This window comes from Saccharomonospora sp., assembly GCF_027317685.1.
Lineage (GTDB): Bacteria > Actinomycetota > Actinomycetes > Mycobacteriales > Pseudonocardiaceae > Saccharomonospora.
On the sequence record NZ_DAHVQP010000140.1, the window covers coordinates 1 to 21,295 of the forward strand.

The following is a 21,295-nucleotide window of genomic DNA, read 5'->3' on the forward strand; positions in this document are numbered from 1 at the left end:
ATTATTCGTGTATTCGTGTCCGTCGGCCTCGGCGATCCGTCCTTCGGTGGTGTCCGAGGTCAACCAGACGCGGACACCGCTACGCGACCTGCGGACACGACTACACAGCCTGCGGACACGACTACACAGGCTGCGGACACGGCTGCGTAGCCTGCCGGTTACGGGCGTTCGATCTGGTGGCCCACGACATCGGGGCGGGGGTGGGCGGCTCCCGAACCGTCACGGCGCGGATCGACCTCGGGCAACTCAACCGACTCGCCCCGCTTGGTCGAGGCGACGGGACGTGGACCGACCCAGGCCAGCACGAGCCTCGTCTCGCCCTTGAGGAACCGGTGCGCCCGCACACCACTGGTCGCGCGGCCCTTGGCCGGGTACTCGGAGAACGGAGTGACCTTCACGGTCTCCCCCGTCGCCGTCACCACCATCGGCTCACCGTGCTCGGCGTCGTCCGCGCGCACCGCGCCGAAGAACACCACCTCGGAGTCCTTGGGCAGGTTGACGCCCGCGATGCCGCCCCCGCGCAGCCCCTGGGGCCGCACCAGCGACGCGTCGAAGCGCAACAGGGACGCCTGAGACGTCACGAACGTCAGCGTCTCGGAACCGTCGGCGAGCCACGTGGCACCCACCACCTCGTCGCCGTCCTTGAGTGCGATGACGTCGAACTCGTCGGACCGCACCGGCCAGTCGGGTGCACACACCTTCACCACACCGTGCCGGGTGCCCAGCGCCAGCCCCGGCGAGCCCTGCGCCTGCTCCCCCAAGGGGGCCAGGCCCACCACCCGCTCGTCGCGCTCCAACGAGGCGAGCTCGTGCACGGCCACACCGCCCCGCAGCGACACCGTGCCCGACGACTGCGGCAGTACCGGCAACGGCAGCACCTCGGTTTTGAACGCCCGTCCCCGGTTGGTGACCAGCAACACCTGACCACGCGCAGTGGTATGGACCACTGCGGCGATGGCGTCGTGCCGGGCCCTGCCGCTACGTCTGCGCCCCTCGACGGCCTCCTCGGACTCGGCCGCGGTCCGGGCCACCAGTCCGGTGGACGACAGGATCACCTGGCACGGGTCGTCGGCGACCTCCAGAGGTCCCGCGGGCTTGGAGGCGGCCAGCACCTCCTTCAGGTCACCGTCGATCAACGCCGTGCGGCGCGGGGCCGAGAAGTCCTTGGCCACCTTGGCCAGTTCCTTCGACACGACCCTCTTGAGCACCTTCTCGTCGTCGAGGATCTCCGTCAGCTCCGCGATCTCCTTCCGGAGCTTGTCCTGTTCGGACTCCAGTTCGAGCTTGTCGTACTTGGTGAGCCTGCGCAGCGGCGTGTCGAGGATGTAGGCGGCCTGGACCTCGGACAGCTTGAACCGCTTCATCAGGCCATCCTTGGCGGCCTGCGCGTTCTCACTGCCCCGGATGAGTTTGATGACCTTGTCGATGTCGACCAGAGCCTTGAGCAGGCCCTCCACCAGGTGCAGACGTTCCTCGCGCTTGCGACGACGGTAGCGCGTGCGGCGGGTGACGACCTCGTACCGGTGGGCCAGGAACACCTCCAACAGTTCCTTGAGCCCTAGCGTGCGCGGCTGGCCGTCGACGAGCACGAGGTTGTTGATGCCGAACGACTGCTCCAGCGGCGTGAGACGGTAGAGGTCGGCCAACAGTGCCTGCGGATTGACGCCGACCTTGCACTCGATGACGAGTTTCGTGCCGTTCTCGCGGTCGGTGAGGTCCTTGACGTCGGCGATACCCGTCAGCCGCTTGGTCTTGTTGACCTCTTCGGTGATGCGTTCGATCACCTTCTCCGGGCCCACGCCGTAGGGCAGTTCGGTGACCGTGATGCCCTGCCTGCGGCTGCCCTCGATCGGTCCGGTGGTGACCTTCGCACGCATACGCACGACCCCGCGACCGGTCTCGTACGCCTTGCGCACCTGGTCCAGCCCCAGCAGTTGGCCGCCTGTGGGCAGGTCGGGGCCGGGTACGAACTCCATCAGCTTGTCCAGCGAGGCGTTCGGGTGGTTGATGAGCCACCGCGCGGCGGCCACGACCTCGCCGAGGTTGTGCGGGATCATGTTGGTCGCCATTCCGACCGCGATGCCCGAGGTGCCGTTGACCAGCAGGTTCGGGAACGCCGCGGGCAACACCGACGGCTCTTCCAACGACCCGTCGTAGTTCGGCCGGAAGTCGACGGTGTCCTCGCCCAGCTCGCCCACCAGCAGCATGGCCTCGGGCGACATACGGGCTTCGGTGTACCGCGAGGCCGCCGGGCCGTCGTCCGGGCTTCCGAAGTTACCGTGCCCGTCCACCAGCGGGACGTTCATGGAGAAGTCCTGCGCCAACCGCACCATGGCGTCGTAGATGGCGGTGTCGCCGTGCGGGTGGTAGCGGCCCATCACGTCACCCACCACACGCGACGACTTGACGTAGGCGTGGTTGGGGCGGTAGCCGCTCTCGTGCATCGAGTACAGGATGCGGCGGTGTACGGGCTTGAGCCCGTCCCGCGCGTCCGGCAACGCGCGGGAGTGGATCACCGAGTAGGCGTACTCCAGGTACGAATCCTCGATCTCGGTGGTCACCGGATTGTCGAAAACACGCGCGCCCGCCTGATCGAAGGCGGACGGGTCGACCCGGGTGGTGGGGTTCTTACGCCGTGCCATGACTTACTCGTCGCTTCCTAGTCCTCGTCAGATGTCGATCAGATGTCGATCGCAGCCTGGTTGACCCGCTCGGCCGAGGTGATGAGCCACTTGCGGCGGGGTTCGACCTTCTCGCCCATGAGCAGTTCCAGCGTGGCCTCGGCGGCGTCGGCGTCGTCCAGGGTGATCCGCCGGACCGAACGGGTCACGGGGTTCATGGTGGTCTCCCACAACTCGTCGGCGTCCATCTCACCGAGCCCCTTGAACCGGGGCACCGGCTTGACCACCTGCTTGCCCGCCTTCTCCAGCTCGGCGACCTTCGCCTCCATCTCGCGTTCGGTGTAGGTGTAGTGGGTCTCCGGCTTACGCCCCTTCGTGACGATCTTGTGCAGCGGTGGCATGGCGGCGTAGAGGCGGCCTTCGGCGATCACCGGGCGCATGTACCGCGCGAACAGTGTGATGAGCAGGGTACGGATGTGGGAACCGTCCACGTCGGCGTCGGCCATGAGGATCACGCGGCCGTAGCGCATCGAGGAGATGTCGAACGTGCGCCCCGTGCCCGCGCCCAGCACCTGCACGATGGAGGCGATCTCGGCGTTCTTCAACGCCTCGCCGAGATTGGCCTTCTGCACGTTGAGGATCTTGCCGCGCAACGGCAGCAGCGCCTGGTACTCCGACACCCTCGCCAGCCGCGCCGAACCGAGCGCGCTGTCGCCCTCCACGAGGAACAGCTCGCTGCGGGACACACCAGTGCTGCGGCAGTCGACGAGCTTCGGCGGCATGGCCGCGCCCTCGAGAGCGGTCTTGCGGCGGGCGGCGTCCTTCTGCTGTTTCTGCGCCAGCCGCACCCGCGAGGCGTCGACGATCTTCTGCAGCACCGTCTTGGCCTCGGCCCTGGTCCTGCGGTGCTCGGCCCAGGCCTTGATGTGCTTCTCGACGAGCCCCTGAACCACCTTGGTGATGCCCGAGGTCGACAGTTCGTCCTTGGTCTGCGAGGTGAACTGCGGCTCGGGGATGCGCACGTGGACGACCGCGGTCAGCCCCTCGCACACGTCGTCGAGGATCGGCGGTTCCTCCTTGGGCTTGAGCAGCCCCCGCGTCTTGGAGATGGCGTCGTGCACCGCGCGCACGAGTCCGCGTTCGAAGCCTTTCCGGTGGGTGCCGCCGTGGACGTTGCGGATGGTGTTGGTGAAGCACTCCACCGTGCGCTCGTAGCCGGTGCCCCACCGCAGCGCTATCTCCACCTCGGCGCGGCGTTCCATATTCGACTGCATGACGCCGTTGGCGTCTGCGGCGTTCTCGCGGTACGTGCCCTCCCCCGTGATGAGCTGCGTGTCGCACACCGCTCGGTCGCCCGCGGGGGCGAGGAACTCGACCATGTCCACCAGTCCGTTGGGATAGTGGAACGTCTCCTCGTTGATGGTGGAGTCGGTGGCCGTGCGCAGCACATAGGTCACACCGGGCACCAAGAACGCGGTGTTGCGCAGCTTCGTCCGCACCTGTTCCGGGTCCAGCGCCGCCCCGCGTTCGAAGTACCGGGCGTCGTGCCAGTACCGGATGGTGGTGCCGGTGGACTCACCGCGCTTCATCTTCCGCACGAACCGCAGGCCCGATTGCCGGGTGAACTTCGCCTTGGGGCCGGGACCGTCGAAGACACCGGGCACGCCGCGGGAGAAGGACATCTCGTGCACCTTGCCGTCGCGCTTGACCGTGACGTCGAGTCGCAACGACAGCGCGTTGACGGCGGAGGCTCCCACACCGTGCAGGCCCCCGGAGGCCTTGTACCCGGAGCCACCGAACTTGCCACCCGCGTGCAGCCGCGTCAGCACGAGCTCCACGCCGCTGAGGCCGGACTTGCCGTGCGTTCCCGTGGGAATGCCGCGGCCGTCGTCGGAGACCTCCACACTGCCGTCGGCGTGCAGCGTGACCACGATCTTCGTGGCGTGGCCCGCGACGCCTTCGTCGGTGGAGTTGTCGACGATCTCGGTGAAAAGGTGGTTGACCCCGCGACTGTCGGTGGACCCGATATACATGCCCGGCCGCTTGCGCACCGCTTCGAGACCTTCGAGGTGCGTCAGGTCATCGGCCCCGTAGAGGTTCTCAGCAGAGGCAGTCACGTGGTCGCTCTCCCCGGTCGTGATAAGCAGGATCGTGACGGTCACATCGAACAGTTCGGTCAACTGTTCGAGCGCCGCACCAGCGTAGTGCAGGGTAACGACACCGATGCCGCGCCTGTGGCAGGCGCTGGTGTGTTCGCCGCCATTCCCTCCCCGACTCTCGCAGAATCCGTCCCCGCCTCGAGCGGCCCCACCACCCACGCCCGCCCCTACGGAAGGCCACACGGAAGGGAGTAACAACTGGGTACCGGGGTACCCGACCGAGTGGCATGGATCCCACGAGGAAAGGAGATTCCATGGCACAGCTTGTACGAGACCTGATGACACCCCAGCCCGTCACCATGCCTGGAGACGCCCCGGCTCGGGACGCCGCACGCAGGATGCGGGACGACGACATCGGCGACGTGTTGGTGGTCGACGAGGGTCAGTTACGAGGCATCGTGACCGACCGTGACCTGGTGATTCGAGGGCTCGCCGAACGCGACAACCTGTCGAACACGCGGCTGCGGGAGCTCTGCAGTGAAAACCTGACCACGGCCCGCCCCGACGAGGAGGCGAGCAACGTGATCGCGAAGATGCGCGAGCACGCCATCCGCCGGATCCCAGTGGTGGAGGACGGCGATGCCATCGGAGTGTTCTCCATCGGCGACGCCGCCATGGAACGGGACCCCAACTCGGCGCTCGGCGACATCAGCGCGGCGCAGGGCAACCGGTAGCGGGCACCTACGAGCGAGACGAGCACAGCACGAGGGTCCGTGCGACACGCCGAGACAGGTGCGATGAGTCCTGCGGAACCCGGCGGTCGAGGCGGTCCCGCGACCCACCCGAAGCAGCGGGCGTGCCGGGCCACCATCGGGCCACCGAGCCCCTCGAACCGGCATGTGGAGACGCGGGGCCGTAAGACCGCTCGTACCGTCGTCGTGTGTCGAACCGCGAGCTGATTGTGCTGGGCACCGGAAGTCAGGTGCCGTCCCGCACACGCAACCACAACGGCTACCTCCTGCGGTGGGACTCGGACGGCTTCCTGTTCGATCCCGGCGAGGGCACCCAACGACAGATGACGCTCGCGGGAGCACCCGCGAGTGCCATCACCCGCTTGTGCCTCACCCACTTCCACGGTGACCACTGCCTGGGCGTACCGGGCGTCGCCCAACGCCTGTCGTTGGACGGCGTGCGGCGTGTCCACGCCCACTACCCGGCTTCGGGACAGGCGTACTTCGAACGACTACGACACGCGAGCTCCTTCCACGAGACCACCGAACTGGTGGAAGACCCCGTCACCGACGACGGGGTCGTGGCACGTGGGGACTTTGGCGAGCTACGCGCCCGACGACTCGACCACCCCGTGGAGGCGTTCGGCTATCAGCTCGTCGAACCCGATCGCCGCACCATGCTCCCGCGCCTGCTGGAGCGGTACGGCATCAGCGGGCCCGACGTCGGCAGGCTGCGACGGGAAGGAACGATCGACGCAGGCGGTCGCACCGTGACCGTCGAGGAGGTCAGCACGGTCCGCGAGGGACAACGGTTCGCGTTCGTGATGGACACCCGCCTGTGCGACAACGTGTTCGTCCTCGCTGAGGGAGCGGACCTTTTGGTCATCGAATCCACGTTCCTGACAACAGAGTCGGAATTGGCCGAGAAGTACGGCCACCTCACGGCACGCCAGGCGGCGCGCGTGGCGGCCGAGAGCGGAGTCAGCACTCTCGTGCTCACCCACTTCTCACAGCGCTACCACGACCCGCAGGCATTTCATGACGAAGCGTCGGAGGTATTCGGCGGCGACATCGTGGTCGCACGTGACCTCGACCGCATTCCCATACCGAGGAGGCCGCGCCCGAAATAGGGGAAAGCGGTGCCGCGTTACCCCCTCGGTTGCTGTTTTTGCCGCTATGTGAAAGGAGGCGGCACGCCATGATGAACGAGGATTGGCGGCACCATGCCGCCTGCCGTGACGAAGACCCCGAACTGTTCTTCCCAGTATCCGACATGGGTCCCGGGGCGCAACAGACGGCCCAGGCCAAGGCCGTGTGCGCACGCTGCCCGGTGCGGGAGGAGTGCCTGCGCTACGCGCTGGACAACGGACTCGATTACGGCATTTTCGGCGGGCTGACCGAACGGGAACGGCGCGACCTGCTCCGCAGGAATCGCCGTGGCCGCGCCGAGGACCACGAGAACCGAGTCGCCTAACACTTGTGACACACGTCACCGCGGAAATGGGAAACATCGATCCCTGATCGATGTTGTACTAGGTACCGGCACGTATTTTCTGTCCCCGGGCCTCACCCATTTGCCTTCGCGGAATACCGGTAACGCTGGAGCCGCGTCGCGCCATTCGCCGCGAGGCGACGAATGCGTGTCGGGAGCTCGACCACGGCCCCGCACCGCGGACACCGCGGGCGGGGTCGTGCCGTATTGCAAGACGCCCCGCGCGGAAACGAGCCGGATGGAACGGCAGCCCCACATGACTGCGAGCCGTAATGACCTGTACTACTCTCGTGCATCACGATCTGACGACAGATCGATAACATCTATCCCCGAGTGATGCGCGGAGGCACACGTGCCGACAGAACAGCCCCACGACGGCCCTCATCGTGCCGACAACGCCTTTCAGGCCGCGACCGGTCGCGATCTCGAAAGTGACCACGAAAAGCCGCGTTACCTCGCCTACCAACGTGAACTCATCCGCCCCCACTGTGGGCGCACGGTGTTGGAGGTCGGTGCGGGGCTGGGCGAGTTCGCCTCCGAGTTCACCGGCTTCGACCGCTACGTGGTGACCGATGTCGACGCCGGGGCCGTGCAGAAACTCAAGGAACGCTTCGTCGATCGGCCTGAGGTGGAGGTCCAGCAGTACGACATCGACGGCACCACCACGCTCGCCGAACCGGTGGAAACTCTGGTGGCGATCAACGTACTGGAACACATCGCCGACGACATCGGCGCGCTGCGGCAGCTGTCCCGGTCGTTGACACCGACCGGCAACGTCGTGCTGTTCGTGCCGGGATACCAGCAGCTCTACGGTGAGTTCGACCGCAAGGTGGGCCACCACCGGCGCTACACCCCGACGACCATCGCCGCCACCGCCCGCGAAGCGGGACTCGTGGTCGACGTCGCCCGTCCCGTGAACTTCCTGGGCGCGTTCGCCTGGTGGGCCGCCGTGCGCAAGGGCGGGACGAAGGCCCCGAACCCGAAGCTCGTGTCGATCTACGACCGCTTCGTGGTGCCGGTGACCCGCGCCGTGGAGAAGAAACTGCCCATCCCGTTCGGCCAGTCGGTCCTCTGCGTCGCCCACAAACCCGGCTGACGGCGTGTCCGCAAGTTGTGCAGCCGTGTCCGCAGTCTGCGTAGCCGTGTCCGCGGAGTTCGCACACCCGCCGAGGGACTACATCAACTTGATCTTGGCGTAGCGCACCATGCCCGGCATCTCGCGCAGCACCGCGGCCACGACGGCCACCACGGTGATGCCCGCAAGCCCTGTCAGCACACGGGCGGCCCAGGGGCCGAGATACAGCCCCGAACCCCGCTCGGTCATACGTTGCTTGCTCATCACGTGCTCCCCGACGATTTCAGTAGGGACTCGATCGCTTCCTGCGGCGAGGTGTAAGCGTGGCGCATGCGGTAGTCGAGCAGCCGCTCGCAGGTAGCTCACCGAAGCCAGTTCCACGTCGTGTCCGCACGGCACGGGCACGTCCACGACGGTGCGACCGGTGAACCGCGGTACGTGCACGGTCGGCCGGGCCACGCGAGGTCGCCGTTGCTGTGAGACCACTGCTCGGCGATCCCGGTCGAACACTCGGCCGTGGACTTCCCGTCGGGAAGGTGCCCGGGCTGCTTTTCGTAGTTGCCGATGCTGTTGCCCTGTTTCACCCCGCGGGTGCGCGAGGGCAGGTCGACGCTCACGTCGGGTTTGCCGAGTCTCAGGTGGGACCGACGCCGTCGCGTAATTCGGCGAAGAAGCGATCGATCTCGCGCCATACCTCGTCACCTCCTGTCATACCGGTCCACGCGTGACGTACCCGCGCGGTGAGTCGATAGCACTCGTCGATGCCGACCAACCAGTGTTCGCCGGCGTCCCGGTGCACGAGCAGCGCCGTCACCTCGGGTTCCGGAGGCGGGTGTTCCACTCGCGCCCAGGCCTCGGCGTCCACGTCCGTGCCGACCACGCCGAGTGGGCTCGGGTAGTACGCTGTGACGGTCTCAAAGCCGTGCTCGCACCCGGCGATGTGGTGGACGAAGAGCGCCAGTCGCACGGGCACTTCCAGGGCCGCCCACATCACGTCGTCGACGGGTGGTTCGGTGAGCCTCTTCCTCAGGCGTGGCACAGTGCGGTACCGGCCTGTGTCCGTGGTGTCGCGTTCGAACAGCAACGCGCACGCCTGGCACGCGCAGCACATCTGCCGGGTGATCCGGCTGATCTCCAGAGCACGTTTGTAGACCTCGCCCTCGAAGGGGTTGAACGCGCGCACGATGTCGGCGATGGTGCGGTAGCCGTGGAGGTCGCCGTGGTTGTCACCGCAGGTGCCGCAGATACGGCTGGTGATGAAGTGCGAGTTGTGAGGGTCCTTGCCCTTCATGAACACGCTGTAACCGCGAAACAGCGACGAGGACAAGGCACCACCCGGGGGCTCGTCAATGAACGACATGAACTTGTCGGGGAATCCGGGCCTGGTGCAGCACCCACAGCCACGTCTCCATGAAGTTGTCCGGCTGTACCGGGCAGCCCGGGACGTTGATGACGGGAAGGCCACCCGCCGACCGGAAATCCTCACCCAGGTAGTCGACGAGCCCATGCACCCGGTGGGGTTTCCCGCCATCGCGTGAATCCCGCCGTAGGTGGCGCAGGTCCCGATGGCCACGACGGCCCACGCTTTCGGGGCCGGTCCGTCGATCCAACAGTTGAGCGTCTTGGGCTGACCCGTCTTCCGGATCGTTGCCCATTGCGCTCCAGAAGCCGCCGTCGGTATGGACGTTCTCGTTCGGGATAGAACCCTCGACGACGAAGATGAACGGCGGTCGAGTTCGTCGTTCTCGGCCTGGAAGGACGGCTTGAGGAACTTCTCGCCGTTGGCGTAGGGGAGCACCTTGTTGTGCAGGTGGCCCTAGGGAATGCCCGGTACGGCCTGCAGCACCACGTCCTCGATGCTCGGCAGTGATGCGGCGGTGACCGAGACGGTGTCACCGCCGCAGCTCATCCCCTCGGAGGTCCACAGGATACGGACCTCGTCGATCTCGGTCGTGCCGGTCTGTGCGCTCGTCCGGCTTAGCATGTGACTTCGGTCGGCTGCGCGCAGGTTTTCGTACACGTCCGGTGTGGACACGTTTGGAGCGCCGAATCGCTGGGTACGCCTCGCTGTTTCCCTCGTCTTCCCCTTGCCGGAGCGGCGTGAACCGGGCCGAAGACATCGATTTGTGCGCACTGTGTACGACTCGTAGCGTGAAGTCATCGTCGGCCCGTTCCAGGACCGTCCACAGTAGTCAGTGAATAGCCAGTGCATCAACGAGATCCCGGACGACCATTGTTTGACCCTCACGTTCTCGACACCCGCGTCGACGCCGCGTTCGAGCACCGCCGGCAACCGCCGGAGGCGGTGTCATGACCGTCCACCATCACGATCCACAGCCCCTGTGCGACGACGACGTCTGCGTGACCTGTTCCGACACCGCTGTCGTGGTCCGGGTGGTGCACCTGCTCGGTGACGACCTGGCCGTGGTGGACACCGGGTTCGGTCCCGAGGAGATCAGTGTGGCGCTGGTCGACCCGGCGTCGCTGCGGCCGGGTGCGGAACTGCTCGTGCACGCCAAGGAAGCTATCGGGGTGCCGCGATGACCGACGGACCGGCGCTCGACCACGTCAAGGCCGTCGCAGACGCCGTGCTCTACGAGGGCTACGTGCTCTACCCCTACCGCGCGTCGGCGACGGAGAACCAGGCCCGCTGGCAGTTCGGCGTCCTGGTGCCCCCGTCGTATGCGGCGACGGGCACCGGGGAGCACTCGTCCTGCCGCACCGAATGCCTCGCCGAGGTGGGGCCGGACGCCGAACTGCATGTGCGACTGCGGTTCCTCCAGGCACAACGGCGCACGGTGGAGGTCGAAGAGACCGACACGCCCGGGCACTACCGCGAGGTGGACGCGCTGATCATCGGCGAGGACGAACTGCTGCCGTGGGACGAGGCGATCGAGCGCGAACACGACGTGGTGCTGCCGGTGCGGCGACTGCTCGAATCCGAGCAGTGGATACCGATCCTCGTCCGAGGTGGCGAGCTGACTACGGCCGTGGAAGGCGGTCGCGTGGTGCGGCGCAAGCAACCGTTGACGGCCGAGCTGCGGTGTCGCGCCGAACGCCTTCCCGGACTGGTGCGGCTGCACGTGACGGTGGCCAACACGGCGCCCGTCGACTGCGCTGGACACACCCGTGACGAGGCGCTGCGACACTCCCTCATCGCCGCCCACACCGTCCTCACCTTGACCGACGGACATCTCCTGTCCCTGCTCGACCCACCGGACTGGGCGGCCGCACACGCGAAAGAGTGCGTCAACGAGCACACCTGGCCGGTCTTGGTCGGCCCTCCCGGCAGCAACGACACGATGCTGTCGTCACCGATCATCCTCTACGACCACCCCAAGGTGGGCCCGAGCAGCCAGGGCGACTTCTTCGACGCGTGCGAGATCGACGAGATGTTGACCCTGCACACGTTGACGTTGACCGACGAGGAGAAACGAGAGGCGCGCGCCACCGACGAACGTGCCCGGCGCATCATCGACCGGGTCGAGGACCTGCCCCAACAGCCCCAACAGCCCCAACAGCCCCGGCAGGCCATGCACGGCAGGATGCGGGTCGTGCGGGTCGGACAGACCGAGATCGGTACCGGTAGCAAGGTGGTGCTGCGTCCTCGCAGCAACGGGGACGCGCAGGACATGTTCGTCGAGGGCCGCATCGCCACGGTGCGCAACGTGTTGGAGGACGTCGACGGCACGTGCTACCTCGCCGTGACGGTGGACGGTGATCCGGCCGAGGAGTGGCAGCTGGTGCAGGGCCGGTTCCGATACTTCACCACCGCGGAGGTCGAGCCGTACCCCGGAAAGGTGTGGCCGTGACGAGTCGGATGCTCATCGCCGGGATCGGCAACGTCTTCCACTGCGACGACGGTTTCGGGGTCGAGGTGGTGTCCCGGATGTACACTCGCGACCTGCCGCCGGAAGTGGTGGTGGCGGACTACGGCATCCGGGGCGTGCACCTGGCCTACGCACTGTTGGACGGTGGCTACGAGTTCACGGTCTTCGTCGATGCCGTCCGCCGAGGCGGTGAGCCGGGGACGTTGTACGTGCTCGACGCCGACCCGACCGCCGACACCGGCGGTGCCGAGCACGACGGCGAAGGACCGGTGCTCGACGCGCACGGCATGCATCCCGCGGCCGTGCTCGCGCTGCTGCGCAGACTCGGCGGAGCTCCCGGCCGCGTTTTCGTGGTGGGATGCGAGCCGCTGACCGTGGCCGAGGGCATGGGATTGAGTGCTCCGGTGGCCGCCGCTGTGGACGAGGCGACACGGCAGGTGCGTGTCCTCGTCTCCGACATGTTGGAAAGGGATAGCACCGATGTGTCTCGGAATCCCCGGTGAAGTGGTCGAGATCCTGTCGGAGCGCCCCGAACTGGCGAGGGTGAACGCCAGCGGTGTCCGTAGGGCGGTCGACATCGGCCTGCTGGAGAACGATCCGCCCGTCCCCGGCGACTGGATCTTGATCCACATTGGATTCCCATTGTCCAAAATCGATGAAGAAGAGGACGTTTCCGTGCTGCGCTATTTCCAGGAACTGGGCAGCGCCTATACCGACGAGATGGACGTACTGAGTCAATCGATGATCGAGTGAAGGCGACGACGATGCGCTTTGTCGACGAGTACCGCGACGCAGACACGGCACGGGCACTGGCGACCCGGATCGCCGAACTGTGCGAGCCCGGCAGGCAGTACAAGTTCATGGAGGTGTGCGGCGGACATACCCACACCATCTACAAGCACGGGATCGCCGATCACCTCCCCGAGCAGGTCTCACTCGTGCACGGCCCGGGCTGTGCCGTGTGCGTCATCCCCATGGGCAGGGTCGACGACGCCATCCACCTCGCGAGCCTGCCAGATGTGATCATGACGTCGTTTGGCGACATGATGCGGGTGCCCGGGTCCGACGGCACGTTCTTCGACTCCGACGCCGAAGGCACCGACATCCGCATGGTGTACTCGCCGCTGGACTCGCTGCGCATCGCGAAACAGAATCCCGACAAACACGTGGTGTTCATGGCGATCGGATTCGAGACCACCGCGCCGTCCACGGCGATGACCCTGCTGCGGGCCGAGCGGGAAGGCATCGAGAACTTCTCGGTGTTCTGCAACCACGTCACGATCATTCCCGGTATCAAAGCCATCCTCGACTCCCCCGACCTGCGACTCGACGGTTTCCTCGGCCCGGGACACGTGTCCACGGTGATCGGGTGCCGGCCGTACGAGTTCGTTCCCCGCGACTACGGCAAACCGCTCGTGGTCGCAGGCTTCGAACCGCTGGACATCCTCCAGTCGGTGCACTCGCTGTTGCGGCAGCTGCGCGAAGGGCGCTCCGAGGTGGAAAACCAGTACGCGCGGGTGGTGCCGTGGGAAGGCAGTCCGGTGGCGCTGGAGGCCATCGCGCGCACGATGCGGCTGCGCCCGTACTTCCAGTGGCGCGGGCTTGGGTTCATCTCCCACTCGGCGCTGCGGCTGCGTGACGAGTACGCGCACTTCGACGCGGAACAACGGTTCTCCCTGCCCGGGGTGCGCGTGGCTGACCCGAAGTCGTGCCAGTGCGGGGAGGTCCTCAAGGGTGTGCTGAAGCCGTGGGAGTGCAAGGTGTTCGGCACCGCGTGCACCCCGGAGACCCCCATCGGTACCTGCATGGTGTCGCCCGAGGGGGCGTGCGCCGCCTACTACAACTTCGGCCGGTTCACCCGACAGCGGCTCAAGGAGGCGAGCACCGTATGAGGACCGAGGACGACGTTCTCGAACGTATCGAGCGGGCCAGCCGCCGCAAGCCGAAGGTGCGGGAGCAGCGCGTCACCGCCACGCACGGCGCCGGTGGCAAGGCGACGCAGACACTCATCGAGGCCGTGTTCGTGGAATCCTTCCGCAATCCGACGCTGGAACCGCTCGGTGACGCGAGGCTGGCCATGACCACCGACTCGTTCGTCGTGTCGCCCCTGTTCTTCCCCGGCGGGAACATCGGTGACCTCGCCGTCAACGGCACCGTGAACGACCTCGCCGTCGCGGGTGCCACCCCGGCCTACCTGTCGTGCGGCTTCATCCTGGAAGAGGGCTTCGCGATCGACGACCTGGCCGCATCGTGCGATCCATGAGCGAGCCGCCGAAACGGCGGGCGTGTCCGTCGTGGTGGACGAGGCAGCCGTGCCGGTGCGCGACGAAGTACGTGGCGCCTGCGAGCTGCTGGGCACCGACCCGCTCTACGTGGCCTGCGAGGGCCGGTTCGTCGGCGTGGGCGAAGGCGCCCACGCCGAGCGGGCCGTCGCCGTACTGCGCGAACACCCGTTGGGAGCGGGCGCCGCCGTGATCGGCCGGGTCGGCCCCGACCCGGCGGGCACGGTGCTGCTCAACACCGCATTCGGCGGCACCCGCATTGCGGGGCCGACGTACGGCTGACGTCGTTTCTGGACGTGTGCGCGTGCGGCTCGATGGACGTGGACGTGATGTCAGGACAACAACTACGGATTCGCGACGTGGAGGTGGCACAAGATGTGCGGAACATGCGGATGTGACGGGCAGATCCCCGTGCAGGAACACTGGCTCGACAGTGACCCGGTGCCGGTCGAGCAGGACGTACTCACGAAGAACGACCGCATCGCCGAGGACAACCGCGGTTGGTTGTCCGAGCACGCCGTGTGCGCGGTGAACCTGATGAGCGCGCCGGGATCGGGCAAGACCACGCTGCTGGAGACCACCGTGCGCGCGCTCATCGGCGAGGTCTTCATCGGTGTGGTGGAAGGCGACCAGGCCGGTTCCCTCGACGCCGACCGGCTCCGGGCCGTCGACTGCCGTACCGTGCAGGTCAACACCGGGTCGGGTTGTCACCTCGACGCCGGGATGGTGTCGCGGGCGTTGCGGGAGCTCGACCCGCCGCACGGGTCGCTGGTGGTGGTGGAGAACGTCGGCAACCTCGTGTGCCCGGCGCTGTTCGACCTCGGCGAGAGGCGCCGGGTCGTGCTGGTGTCGGTCACCGAGGGCGAGGACAAGCCACTGAAGTATCCACACATGTTCCGGGCCGCCGATCTGGTGGTGTTGACGAAGACCGACCTCGTTCCGCACTTGACGTTCGAGGTGGAACACTTCGCCCGGCACCTGCGGCGCGTCAATCCCGCGGCGGAGCTTCTCGTGACGAGCTCCGTGTCGGGTGAGGGTCTGGATCAGTGGTTCTCCTGGTTGCGGTCCGAACTCTCGTCGGCCTCGGAAGCCGCTGTGTCTTCTGTGGACCCCGTGAGCCCCGTGGACTCGGGCGGTTCTGCGGACTCGGCCTCGCCTTCCACCTCGCCTTCCACACTGCCCTCGGTCTCCTCGTAGGCCCCGGCGAAGCCGTGCAGTGACGGGGAACGGGCCAGCAACAGTGCGCACGCCGTGATGAGGGCGAAGCCCACGATCTCGACGGCGACCCAGCCACCGCCGCGGACGTCCTCGCCGAACACCGCGACACCCCAGCCGATGCCGACCAGTGGATTGGCCAGCGTCAACCCGGGTTGGGAGGCGACCAGGCTGCCCACCCGCAACGTCACCTGCAAGAGGAAGAACCCGGCGGGGCCCGCCACAAGGAGCGCATAGGTCTGCCAAGCGGTCATCACGGCTTTCGGCCCGCCCGCGAAGGTCCCCGTGATCCCGGACACGAGCACGGCGATGAAGCCGAAGAACATGCCCGCCGCAATTCCCAGGCAGGCGGCGCGGGGAGCGTAGTGGTACCGATGTGCCAGCAGCACGAGTCCGGTGATGACCACCAGGGTCACCGCACATCCCAGCGCCCATGTCGGCCCGGACACCTGACGGGTGTCGCCACCGGTCGGCCGCAGGGCCAGCGACAACAGCGCGATGCCCGAGTTCATGCCGATCACGGCCGTCCACTCGCGGGTGTGCATGCTGGACCCGAGCAGCATGGCCGACAACACGAGCGTGAAACCCATCTCGGCCACCAGGACCGGCTGCACCAGCGAGATGGGCCCCGTGGACAGCGCCGCCACCTGCAACACGAACCCGCCGAACATGAAGGCGATGCCGCCCAGCCACGGCAGCTGGTGCACGAATCTCCACAGCAGACGTAACGACATCGCGTCGTCGAAGGGCTGGCTGCATGCCCCCTTGCGTTGCAGCACCGACCCGAGTGCGTTGCAGAACGCGGCGAGCCCCGCGAACAGCACGGTCAGGACCACGGCGGCTTCCTCAGTCGGGCGAACGGTCGCCGGCGGCCGCCACCACTGCCTGGCCGAAGCCGATGCCGCCGTCGTTGCAGGGGACGCGGCAATGGGTTTCACCCGTACTTGAAAATCACTGCTGAACGCACTGATCGGACCCCTGGTCGGTATCGCGTGGCAACTCCGGGAATTCCAGTCGGAAGAGAGGCCGAACGAACGATAATTGCGCCGACCGGATCACCATATCCACGCGATCAGAGCCGATTGTTGATCCATTCAGGTCAAGACGCTCCGGAAGAATAACTTCGCAGTCACGAATCCGGGAAGGGGCCGGAATTCCCCCGCCGAAGAAAATCCGGGAGTGCATCATCTTCCGAATATCTACTCAATGAACGGGACGTTTCAGCAGCCGATTCCAAAGTCGGTCCACGGCGGAGTCGGATCCTACATTCTGCGGACGACGACGGCGGAGACCGCCGTAACCATTCCCACACAGCACGCGGTCAACACGAGGACTTCGGAAACGGGCAGAACGAACGGTGTGTTCGGAACACTCGTCCGCAGCGCGGCCCAGACCGCCACCGTCGTTCCGAAAGCGATCGCACCGCCCACCACGGCACCCGCCAGTCCGAGCGAGACCGATTCCCCTCGTACCAGACTCCGTAGCTGGTCGGTTCCGGTGCCGAGAAGCCGAAGCGACGAGAACTCGTGACGACGCGACCGGAAAGCCAGCACGGTGGTGTTGGCGATCGCCAGCAAGGTGTAGGCCAAAGCGAACCCGCTGAGCAGCCATACTCCGGACCGCAAGCCACCGCCCTCTTCCTCGGCCAACGGTTCCAGCCAGGCTTCGGTGCGCATCACCGTGGAACCGGGCAACCGTTCGACCACGGCATTCAGAGTCTGTTCGGAGACGTCCGGGGCGACGACGTGCACCGCCGAGGTCTCGGCGGCGAGGAGATCGGCCGGGAACAGCATGGACTGAACCAAGGGATCATCCTGGAAGGTGCCCACGACCGTGACCCGGTGCGCCACGCCGTCGGGTGACCGTATCGAGTACTCACCGCCCGGTTCCCATCCCATTGACCAAGCCAGGTTCCGGCCGACCAGCACCGTCGCCCCGCGCAAGCGGTCCGGGGAACCCGTGACCTCGTCGAGCCTCAAGGCGGACCGCATGGTGTCGGGTTCGACGACGGTGGCGGACACGGGCTGGTCCCAGACGCCGTCACCCGATACGGCCCGTACCTGTGTCCGGCCGATCGTCGTCACACCCTCCACCCCCGGTGTCTGCCGGAGCAGGGCTTCGGCGTTGTCCGCGCCCCCGCCGACGACGAAGTCGCCGGTATACCGCTCCCGAAGACTCGTCTCGGTCGCAGCGGACATCACGAGCGACATGCCGAGCAGCGAACCGCACACACCGACGGCGAGGACGACGGGCGCGGAGGTCGACGCGGCACGGCGAACCCCGGTGCGCAGGTTCGCCTTGGCTACCATGCCGACCGCCGAACCGCCGGGAACGAAGGCCGCGCCGAGCCGACCGATGAACAGTGGCGACAGGAGCACGGCGGCGACGACGAACGGTTCGGCCAGGAACATCCCGACCGGGATCAGCACATCCCCTTCGAGGAAGGGCAGCATGGCGACGGCGGCGATTCCGAGACCGAGGAACAGCGTCCCCGCGAGCCAGCGCGTGCCGGTCATCACCCGCGCGTCGACATCGGCTTCCTGTAACGCGGCGGAAGGGCTGATCCTGCTCGCCCGCCGCGCGGCCGATCCGGCGCCGAACCAGGTCACGATCAGTCCCGTGGCGAAGGACACCGGCAGCGCGACGTACATCGTCGGCCCCGAGAGTTGCAGGGTGAATCCGTTCGGGGCGCTCCCCAGCCAAACCAGGGATCGGGCGATGCCACCGCCGAGCAGCAATCCGAGTACACAGCCGATACCCGAACCGAGAACGCCGACGAGCAAGGATTCGGACCGGACCAAACGCCGCACCTGCCTCGGCGTCGCACCCACCATTCGCAGCAGCGCCAGCTCTCGGGACCTCGTCGCGACAGCGAACGCGAACGTGCCTGCCACGATGAAGGTGGAGAGGAACGCGGCGAGGGCGGCCAGGAACCCGATGACGGAGGTGATGCCGTCGAGCGCGTCCCTGTCCGCGCCGGTGGCCTGGATCGACGCGGCCGAGGCGATGACGGACACCGCCCCCATGAGCATCGCCGAGCCGAGGACGAGGGCGACGAACGCGCCGAGGAAGGCGGACTTGCGACTCCGCAGGGTCCGGCCCGCCAGTACCAACATGTCAGACCCCTTGGGACTCCAGTCGGGCGATGCGTTCGGCGGCCTGTTCCGCGGTCGGCAATTCCAGTACGTCGACGAGCCTGCCGTCGGCGAGGAAGAGCACCCGGTCGCTGAAAGCGGCGGCCACCGGGTCGTGGGTCACCATCACGATGCTGCGCCGGTGTTCGTCGACCATCCACCGCAGTAACCGGAGCACGTCGTGGGAGGTCCTCGAATCCAACGCGCCTGTCGGTTCGTCGGCGAACACGATCTCGGGTTCACTGATCAGTGCCCTGGCTATGGCCGTGCGCTGCTGTTGACCGCCGGAGAGTTCCGAAGGTCTCCGGCCACGCAGTTTCTCCAGCGAAACCCACGACAACACCCTGGTGATCTCGTCCCGACGGGGTTTGCGGCCGGCGAGGCGCCGGGGCAGTGCGATGTTCTGTTCCACCGTGAGCGCGGGAAGCAGGTTGTACTCCTGGAACACGAACCCGACACGTGTTCGCCGCAGCTCGGTGAGTTCCGTCTCCGACAGCGGGGTCAGGTCGATGCCGTCCAGCAGCACGGAACCCGAGGTGGGCCGGTCCAGGCCCGAAGCACAGCGCAGCAGGGTCGACTTACCCGAACCGGACGGTCCCATCACCGCGATGAAGGAACCGCGGGCGACGTCGAGACTCACGTCGTTCAGCGCGTGCACGACGGTCTGCCGTTTGCCGTAGGAGCGCGACACCGACGCCACTCGTAAGACGTGATTCGACATGCGCCGATCGAACCTTGTCCTCCCCCGGACCGCACTGGTTCCGGATGGAGGCTTGTGGGTATACCGCGCTCTACCCCACACCTCACCACCGGACTTCCGCCGCGCCGAACACCGTGGCAAAACGTTCCGTGCTGACTAGTATCCAGACGGTGAGCGTCTCGGGAATCACTTGGGCGACGATTCTTCGGCCGCCGTGGAATGTCATTTTCTCACGGTGGACCTGGGTTTCCGTACGTTATCTTCTCGGTGGCGCCGCACTGGGCCTGCTCTGGTTGCTGGTGGTGCTGTTTCTGTTCAGCACGGGTGTGTTGCTGGCTCCGGTGGGTATCGGAATCGTGCTGCTGATGCTGCTCGTCGGGCTCGGCCCCCAATCGGTCGCACACGATCGTGCCCGTTTGGGTATGGAAACCCGGACGTCACCTTCCTGGAAATGGTCCCGTCCCTGGGAGGCCATGGGGGAATGGGATACCTGGCGTCAATTCCTGTACCTGCTGCTGATCGCTTTCGTGGTGTGGCCGGTGGAAGCGATCCTCTCGCTCGGATTGCTGCTGTTCATCGGCACGTTGCTCGCCACGCCGCTTCTCATCCTTGTCTTCGGTGATCAACTGGTGGTCGGCGGACCACCCTTGCAGTCGCTCGCGATCTGGCCGTTCCTCCCGCTCTTCGGGGTCCTGCTGTTGGTGCCGTCCGGCTATCTGTGGATCACGGCCGCCTCCGCGCGGGCCGCTCTCGTCCGAGCGGTCTCCACCTCCCGCAGGGCCGAACTCGACGCCCAGGTCGTGGAGCTGGGCAGGTCCAGGGTCCGCCTGCTCGACGCGTTCGAGGTGGAACGCAAACGGATCGAGCGGGATCTGCACGACGGCGCCCAGCAGCGACTCGTGTCCCTGGCGATGACGTTGGGGCTGGCGCAGGTCGAACTCGAAGGCGACGGCGACAGGGAGACCGCGAGCAGGCTCGTCGCCGACGCTCAACGCGACGCCGGGCAAGCTCTGACCGAATTACGTGAACTCGTCCGCGGCATCCACCCACAGGTACTCACCGACCGAGGGCTCGCCGCGGCGCTCGACGAGCTCGCCGGCCGCAGCGCGATGACCGTGCGGGTCGATATCGACCTGCCCGAACGCGCACCCGCGTTGATCGAATCCACCGTGTACTTCGTGGTGAGCGAGGCATTGAGCAACGCGGCCAAACACGGCGACGCCGACCGGATAGAGATCACCGGTTCTCGGGTCCGAGACACCCTGGTGGTGACCGTGAAGGACAACGGTCGCGGTGGCGCGGACCCCGCGCGGGGCACGGGCTTGCAAGGTTTGGTCGACCGAGTCGCCGCGACAGGTGGCAGACTGCTGCTGGCCAGCCCCGTCGGTGGGCCGACCGAACTGCGAATGGAGATTCCATGGACGGCGAGCGCGCCCCGCTGAACATCGTCCTCGCGGAGGATTCGGCCCTGTTGCGCGACGGGCTGGTCAACCTGCTGAGCCGGTACGGACACCGGGTGGTCGCGGCGGTCACCGACGCCGACGGCCTGTTGAACGCGGTGACCGAACACGACCCGGACATCGTGATCACCGACGTGCGCATGCCGCCCGGGCACACCGACGAAGGGCTCCGGGCCGCTCTCGCCGCACGGAAGCAACGCCCGACCCTGCCCGTTTTGGTGCTGAGTCATGTCGTGGAGAAGACCTACGCGTCCGAACTGCTCAGCGGTAGCGAGTCGGCCACCGGCTATCTGCTCAAGGAGCGGGTCGGTGACGTCCGCGAGTTCGTGCAGACCGTCGAGAACATCGCCTCGGGCGCGATCGTGATCGACCCGGAGGTCGTGCGTGTGCTGCTGTCCCGGCACCGAACGGAATCCCCGGTGTCCCGTCTGAGTAAGCGCGAACAGGAAGTGCTGGCCCTGATGGCGCAGGGCCGTAGCAACCCGGCCATCGCCAAGGACCTCTCCATCAGCCAGGCGGCCGTCGCCAAACACATCGGCAACATCCTGGCCAAACTCGATCTTCCGGAGGACGAGCAGGGGCATCGACGGGTGCTCGCGGTATTGGCCTATCTACAGCACCACGACACCGCACAGTGACCTCGAAGGAGCACCGGC

General features: G+C 66.8%; 20 protein-coding genes and 5 pseudogenes. 14 read left to right on the forward strand and 11 right to left on the reverse strand.

The genetic code is table 11. The features are described from left to right. Window positions 1-158: 158 nt before the first annotated feature. Both M7H19_RS17165 and M7H19_RS17170 read right to left on the reverse strand, forming a co-directional pair. Window positions 159-2,642, reverse strand: coding sequence for a DNA topoisomerase (ATP-hydrolyzing) (locus tag M7H19_RS17165; protein ID WP_298182685.1), 2,484 nt, complete (start codon window positions 2,640-2,642; stop codon window positions 159-161). Window positions 2,643-2,680: 38 nt separating this feature from the next. Further along, window positions 2,681-4,738, reverse strand: a complete 2,058-nt coding sequence (locus tag M7H19_RS17170) for a DNA topoisomerase IV subunit B (RefSeq protein WP_298182687.1) — start codon at window positions 4,736-4,738, stop codon at window positions 2,681-2,683. A gap of 296 nt (window positions 4,739-5,034) precedes the next feature. Between M7H19_RS17170 and M7H19_RS17175 the strand changes: the two genes are divergently transcribed. From M7H19_RS17175 to M7H19_RS17190, 4 genes are all read left to right on the forward strand, one after another. Next, window positions 5,035-5,454 (forward strand): CBS domain-containing protein, encoded by a 420-nt coding sequence (locus M7H19_RS17175; protein ID WP_298182688.1) that lies wholly within the window; start codon window positions 5,035-5,037, stop codon window positions 5,452-5,454. 206 nt (window positions 5,455-5,660) lie between these two features. Next, window positions 5,661-6,581 (forward strand): ribonuclease Z, encoded by a 921-nt coding sequence (locus tag M7H19_RS17180; protein WP_298182690.1) that lies wholly within the window; start codon window positions 5,661-5,663, stop codon window positions 6,579-6,581. A gap of 68 nt (window positions 6,582-6,649) precedes the next feature. Then, a complete protein-coding gene (locus M7H19_RS17185; protein ID WP_298182693.1) occupies window positions 6,650-6,925 on the forward strand; it encodes a WhiB family transcriptional regulator in 276 nt (91 codons plus the stop codon). Window positions 6,926-7,295: 370 nt separating this feature from the next. Further along, complete coding sequence (locus M7H19_RS17190) at window positions 7,296-8,039, forward strand: class I SAM-dependent methyltransferase (protein WP_298182695.1); 744 nt, start codon at window positions 7,296-7,298, stop codon at window positions 8,037-8,039. Between the two features lie 78 nt (window positions 8,040-8,117). Here the strand turns inward: M7H19_RS17190 and M7H19_RS17195 are convergent, their stop codons facing one another. From M7H19_RS17195 to M7H19_RS17205, 6 genes and pseudogenes are all read right to left on the reverse strand, one after another. Further along, window positions 8,118-8,282 carry a hypothetical protein gene (locus tag M7H19_RS17195; protein ID WP_298182791.1) on the reverse strand — a complete coding sequence of 55 codons (165 nt, stop codon included), beginning with the start codon at window positions 8,280-8,282 and terminating at the stop codon, window positions 8,118-8,120. A gap of 141 nt (window positions 8,283-8,423) precedes the next feature. After that, window positions 8,424-8,720 (reverse strand): annotated as a pseudogene (locus M7H19_RS18675) (hypothetical protein); the annotation flags it as partial. Further along, window positions 8,653-9,309, reverse strand: a complete 657-nt coding sequence (locus M7H19_RS17200; RefSeq protein ID WP_298182783.1) for a DUF5947 family protein — start codon at window positions 9,307-9,309, stop codon at window positions 8,653-8,655. The gene M7H19_RS17200 and the pseudogene M7H19_RS18675, both read right to left, overlap by 68 nt. Window positions 9,310-9,364: 55 nt before the next feature. After that, complete coding sequence (locus tag M7H19_RS18680) at window positions 9,365-9,628, reverse strand: hypothetical protein (protein WP_363321381.1); 264 nt, start codon at window positions 9,626-9,628, stop codon at window positions 9,365-9,367. Beyond that, window positions 9,571-9,816, reverse strand: a pseudogene (locus M7H19_RS18685) (hydrogenase expression protein HypE); the annotation flags it as partial. The pseudogene M7H19_RS18685 and the gene M7H19_RS18680, both read right to left, overlap by 58 nt. An 18-nt stretch (window positions 9,817-9,834) precedes the next feature. Then, a complete protein-coding gene (locus M7H19_RS17205) occupies window positions 9,835-10,002 on the reverse strand; it encodes a hypothetical protein (protein ID WP_298182697.1) in 168 nt (55 codons plus the stop codon). Window positions 10,003-10,328: 326 nt separating this feature from the next. Here M7H19_RS17205 and M7H19_RS17210 point away from each other — a divergent pair, with 326 nt between their 5' ends. From M7H19_RS17210 to hypB, 8 genes and pseudogenes are all read left to right on the forward strand, one after another. Next, window positions 10,329-10,562: a hydrogenase assembly protein HupF gene (locus tag M7H19_RS17210; RefSeq protein WP_298182699.1), complete on the forward strand. Its 234-nt coding sequence runs from the start codon at window positions 10,329-10,331 to the stop codon at window positions 10,560-10,562. Next, window positions 10,559-11,830: a hypothetical protein gene (locus tag M7H19_RS17215; protein ID WP_298182702.1), complete on the forward strand. Its 1,272-nt coding sequence runs from the start codon at window positions 10,559-10,561 to the stop codon at window positions 11,828-11,830. The genes M7H19_RS17210 and M7H19_RS17215 overlap by 4 nt, the downstream gene beginning before the upstream one ends. Further along, window positions 11,827-12,351 carry a hydrogenase maturation protease gene (locus tag M7H19_RS17220; RefSeq protein WP_298182705.1) on the forward strand — a complete coding sequence of 175 codons (525 nt, stop codon included), beginning with the start codon at window positions 11,827-11,829 and terminating at the stop codon, window positions 12,349-12,351. Before M7H19_RS17215 ends, M7H19_RS17220 begins: the two co-directional genes overlap by 4 nt. Continuing rightward, entirely contained in the window at window positions 12,329-12,601 is a 273-nt protein-coding gene (locus M7H19_RS17225) for a HypC/HybG/HupF family hydrogenase formation chaperone (protein WP_298182708.1), read from the forward strand. The genes M7H19_RS17220 and M7H19_RS17225 overlap by 23 nt, the downstream gene beginning before the upstream one ends. A gap of 11 nt (window positions 12,602-12,612) precedes the next feature. Beyond that, window positions 12,613-13,740: a hydrogenase formation protein HypD gene (hypD, locus tag M7H19_RS17230; RefSeq protein WP_298182711.1), complete on the forward strand. Its 1,128-nt coding sequence runs from the start codon at window positions 12,613-12,615 to the stop codon at window positions 13,738-13,740. Further along, window positions 13,737-14,412: pseudogene (locus tag M7H19_RS17235) on the forward strand (AIR synthase related protein). The gene hypD and the pseudogene M7H19_RS17235 overlap by 4 nt, the downstream one beginning before the upstream one ends. Further along, window positions 14,391-14,528, forward strand: a pseudogene (locus M7H19_RS17240) (hydrogenase maturation nickel metallochaperone HypA); the annotation flags it as partial. The pseudogenes M7H19_RS17235 and M7H19_RS17240, both read left to right, overlap by 22 nt. Next, window positions 14,506-15,327 carry a hydrogenase nickel incorporation protein HypB gene (hypB, locus tag M7H19_RS17245; protein ID WP_298182714.1) on the forward strand — a complete coding sequence of 274 codons (822 nt, stop codon included), beginning with the start codon at window positions 14,506-14,508 and terminating at the stop codon, window positions 15,325-15,327. The pseudogene M7H19_RS17240 and the gene hypB, both read left to right, overlap by 23 nt. A gap of 38 nt (window positions 15,328-15,365) precedes the next feature. Here hypB and M7H19_RS17250 read toward each other — a convergent pair. The 3 genes and pseudogenes from M7H19_RS17250 to M7H19_RS17260 all read right to left on the reverse strand — a co-directional run. Further along, window positions 15,366-16,283: pseudogene (locus tag M7H19_RS17250) on the reverse strand (DMT family transporter); the annotation flags it as partial. Between the two features lie 324 nt (window positions 16,284-16,607). Further along, on the reverse strand, window positions 16,608-18,461 hold the full coding sequence (locus M7H19_RS17255) for an ABC transporter permease (protein ID WP_298182718.1): 1,854 nt from the start codon (window positions 18,459-18,461) through the stop codon (window positions 16,608-16,610). Between the two features lies 1 nt (window position 18,462). Further along, window positions 18,463-19,200 carry an ABC transporter ATP-binding protein gene (locus M7H19_RS17260; RefSeq protein WP_298182721.1) on the reverse strand — a complete coding sequence of 246 codons (738 nt, stop codon included), beginning with the start codon at window positions 19,198-19,200 and terminating at the stop codon, window positions 18,463-18,465. 149 nt (window positions 19,201-19,349) lie between these two features. Here M7H19_RS17260 and M7H19_RS17265 point away from each other — a divergent pair, with 149 nt between their 5' ends. Next, a complete protein-coding gene (locus tag M7H19_RS17265) occupies window positions 19,350-20,621 on the forward strand; it encodes a sensor histidine kinase (protein WP_298182724.1) in 1,272 nt (423 codons plus the stop codon). Beyond that, entirely contained in the window at window positions 20,597-21,277 is a 681-nt protein-coding gene (locus M7H19_RS17270) for a response regulator transcription factor (RefSeq protein ID WP_298182727.1), read from the forward strand. Before M7H19_RS17265 ends, M7H19_RS17270 begins: the two co-directional genes overlap by 25 nt. Window positions 21,278-21,295: the final 18 nt, after the last annotated feature.

Bases quoted from the DNA above. Each gene is read 5' to 3' on its own strand.
- M7H19_RS17210 (WP_298182699.1), top strand. From the start codon at position 10,329: ATGACCGTCCACCATCACGATCCACAGCCCCTGTGCGACGACGACGTC.
- M7H19_RS17215 (WP_298182702.1), top strand. From the start codon at position 10,559: ATGACCGACGGACCGGCGCTCGACCACGTCAAGGCCGTCGCAGACGCC.
- hypD (WP_298182711.1), top strand. From the start codon at position 12,613: ATGCGCTTTGTCGACGAGTACCGCGACGCAGACACGGCACGGGCACTG.
- M7H19_RS17255 (WP_298182718.1), bottom strand. From the start codon at position 18,461: ATGTTGGTACTGGCGGGCCGGACCCTGCGGAGTCGCAAGTCCGCCTTC.
- M7H19_RS17175 (WP_298182688.1), top strand. From the start codon at position 5,035: ATGGCACAGCTTGTACGAGACCTGATGACACCCCAGCCCGTCACCATG.
- hypB (WP_298182714.1), top strand. From the start codon at position 14,506: ATGTGCGGAACATGCGGATGTGACGGGCAGATCCCCGTGCAGGAACAC.
- M7H19_RS17195 (WP_298182791.1), bottom strand. From the start codon at position 8,282: ATGAGCAAGCAACGTATGACCGAGCGGGGTTCGGGGCTGTATCTCGGC.
- M7H19_RS17205 (WP_298182697.1), bottom strand. From the start codon at position 10,002: ATGCTAAGCCGGACGAGCGCACAGACCGGCACGACCGAGATCGACGAG.
- M7H19_RS17260 (WP_298182721.1), bottom strand. From the start codon at position 19,200: ATGTCGAATCACGTCTTACGAGTGGCGTCGGTGTCGCGCTCCTACGGC.
- M7H19_RS17165 (WP_298182685.1), bottom strand. From the start codon at position 2,642: ATGGCACGGCGTAAGAACCCCACCACCCGGGTCGACCCGTCCGCCTTC.
- M7H19_RS17200 (WP_298182783.1), bottom strand. From the start codon at position 9,309: ATGAAGGGCAAGGACCCTCACAACTCGCACTTCATCACCAGCCGTATC.
- M7H19_RS17225 (WP_298182708.1), top strand. From the start codon at position 12,329: ATGTGTCTCGGAATCCCCGGTGAAGTGGTCGAGATCCTGTCGGAGCGC.
- M7H19_RS17270 (WP_298182727.1), top strand. From the start codon at position 20,597: ATGGACGGCGAGCGCGCCCCGCTGAACATCGTCCTCGCGGAGGATTCG.
- M7H19_RS17185 (WP_298182693.1), top strand. From the start codon at position 6,650: ATGATGAACGAGGATTGGCGGCACCATGCCGCCTGCCGTGACGAAGAC.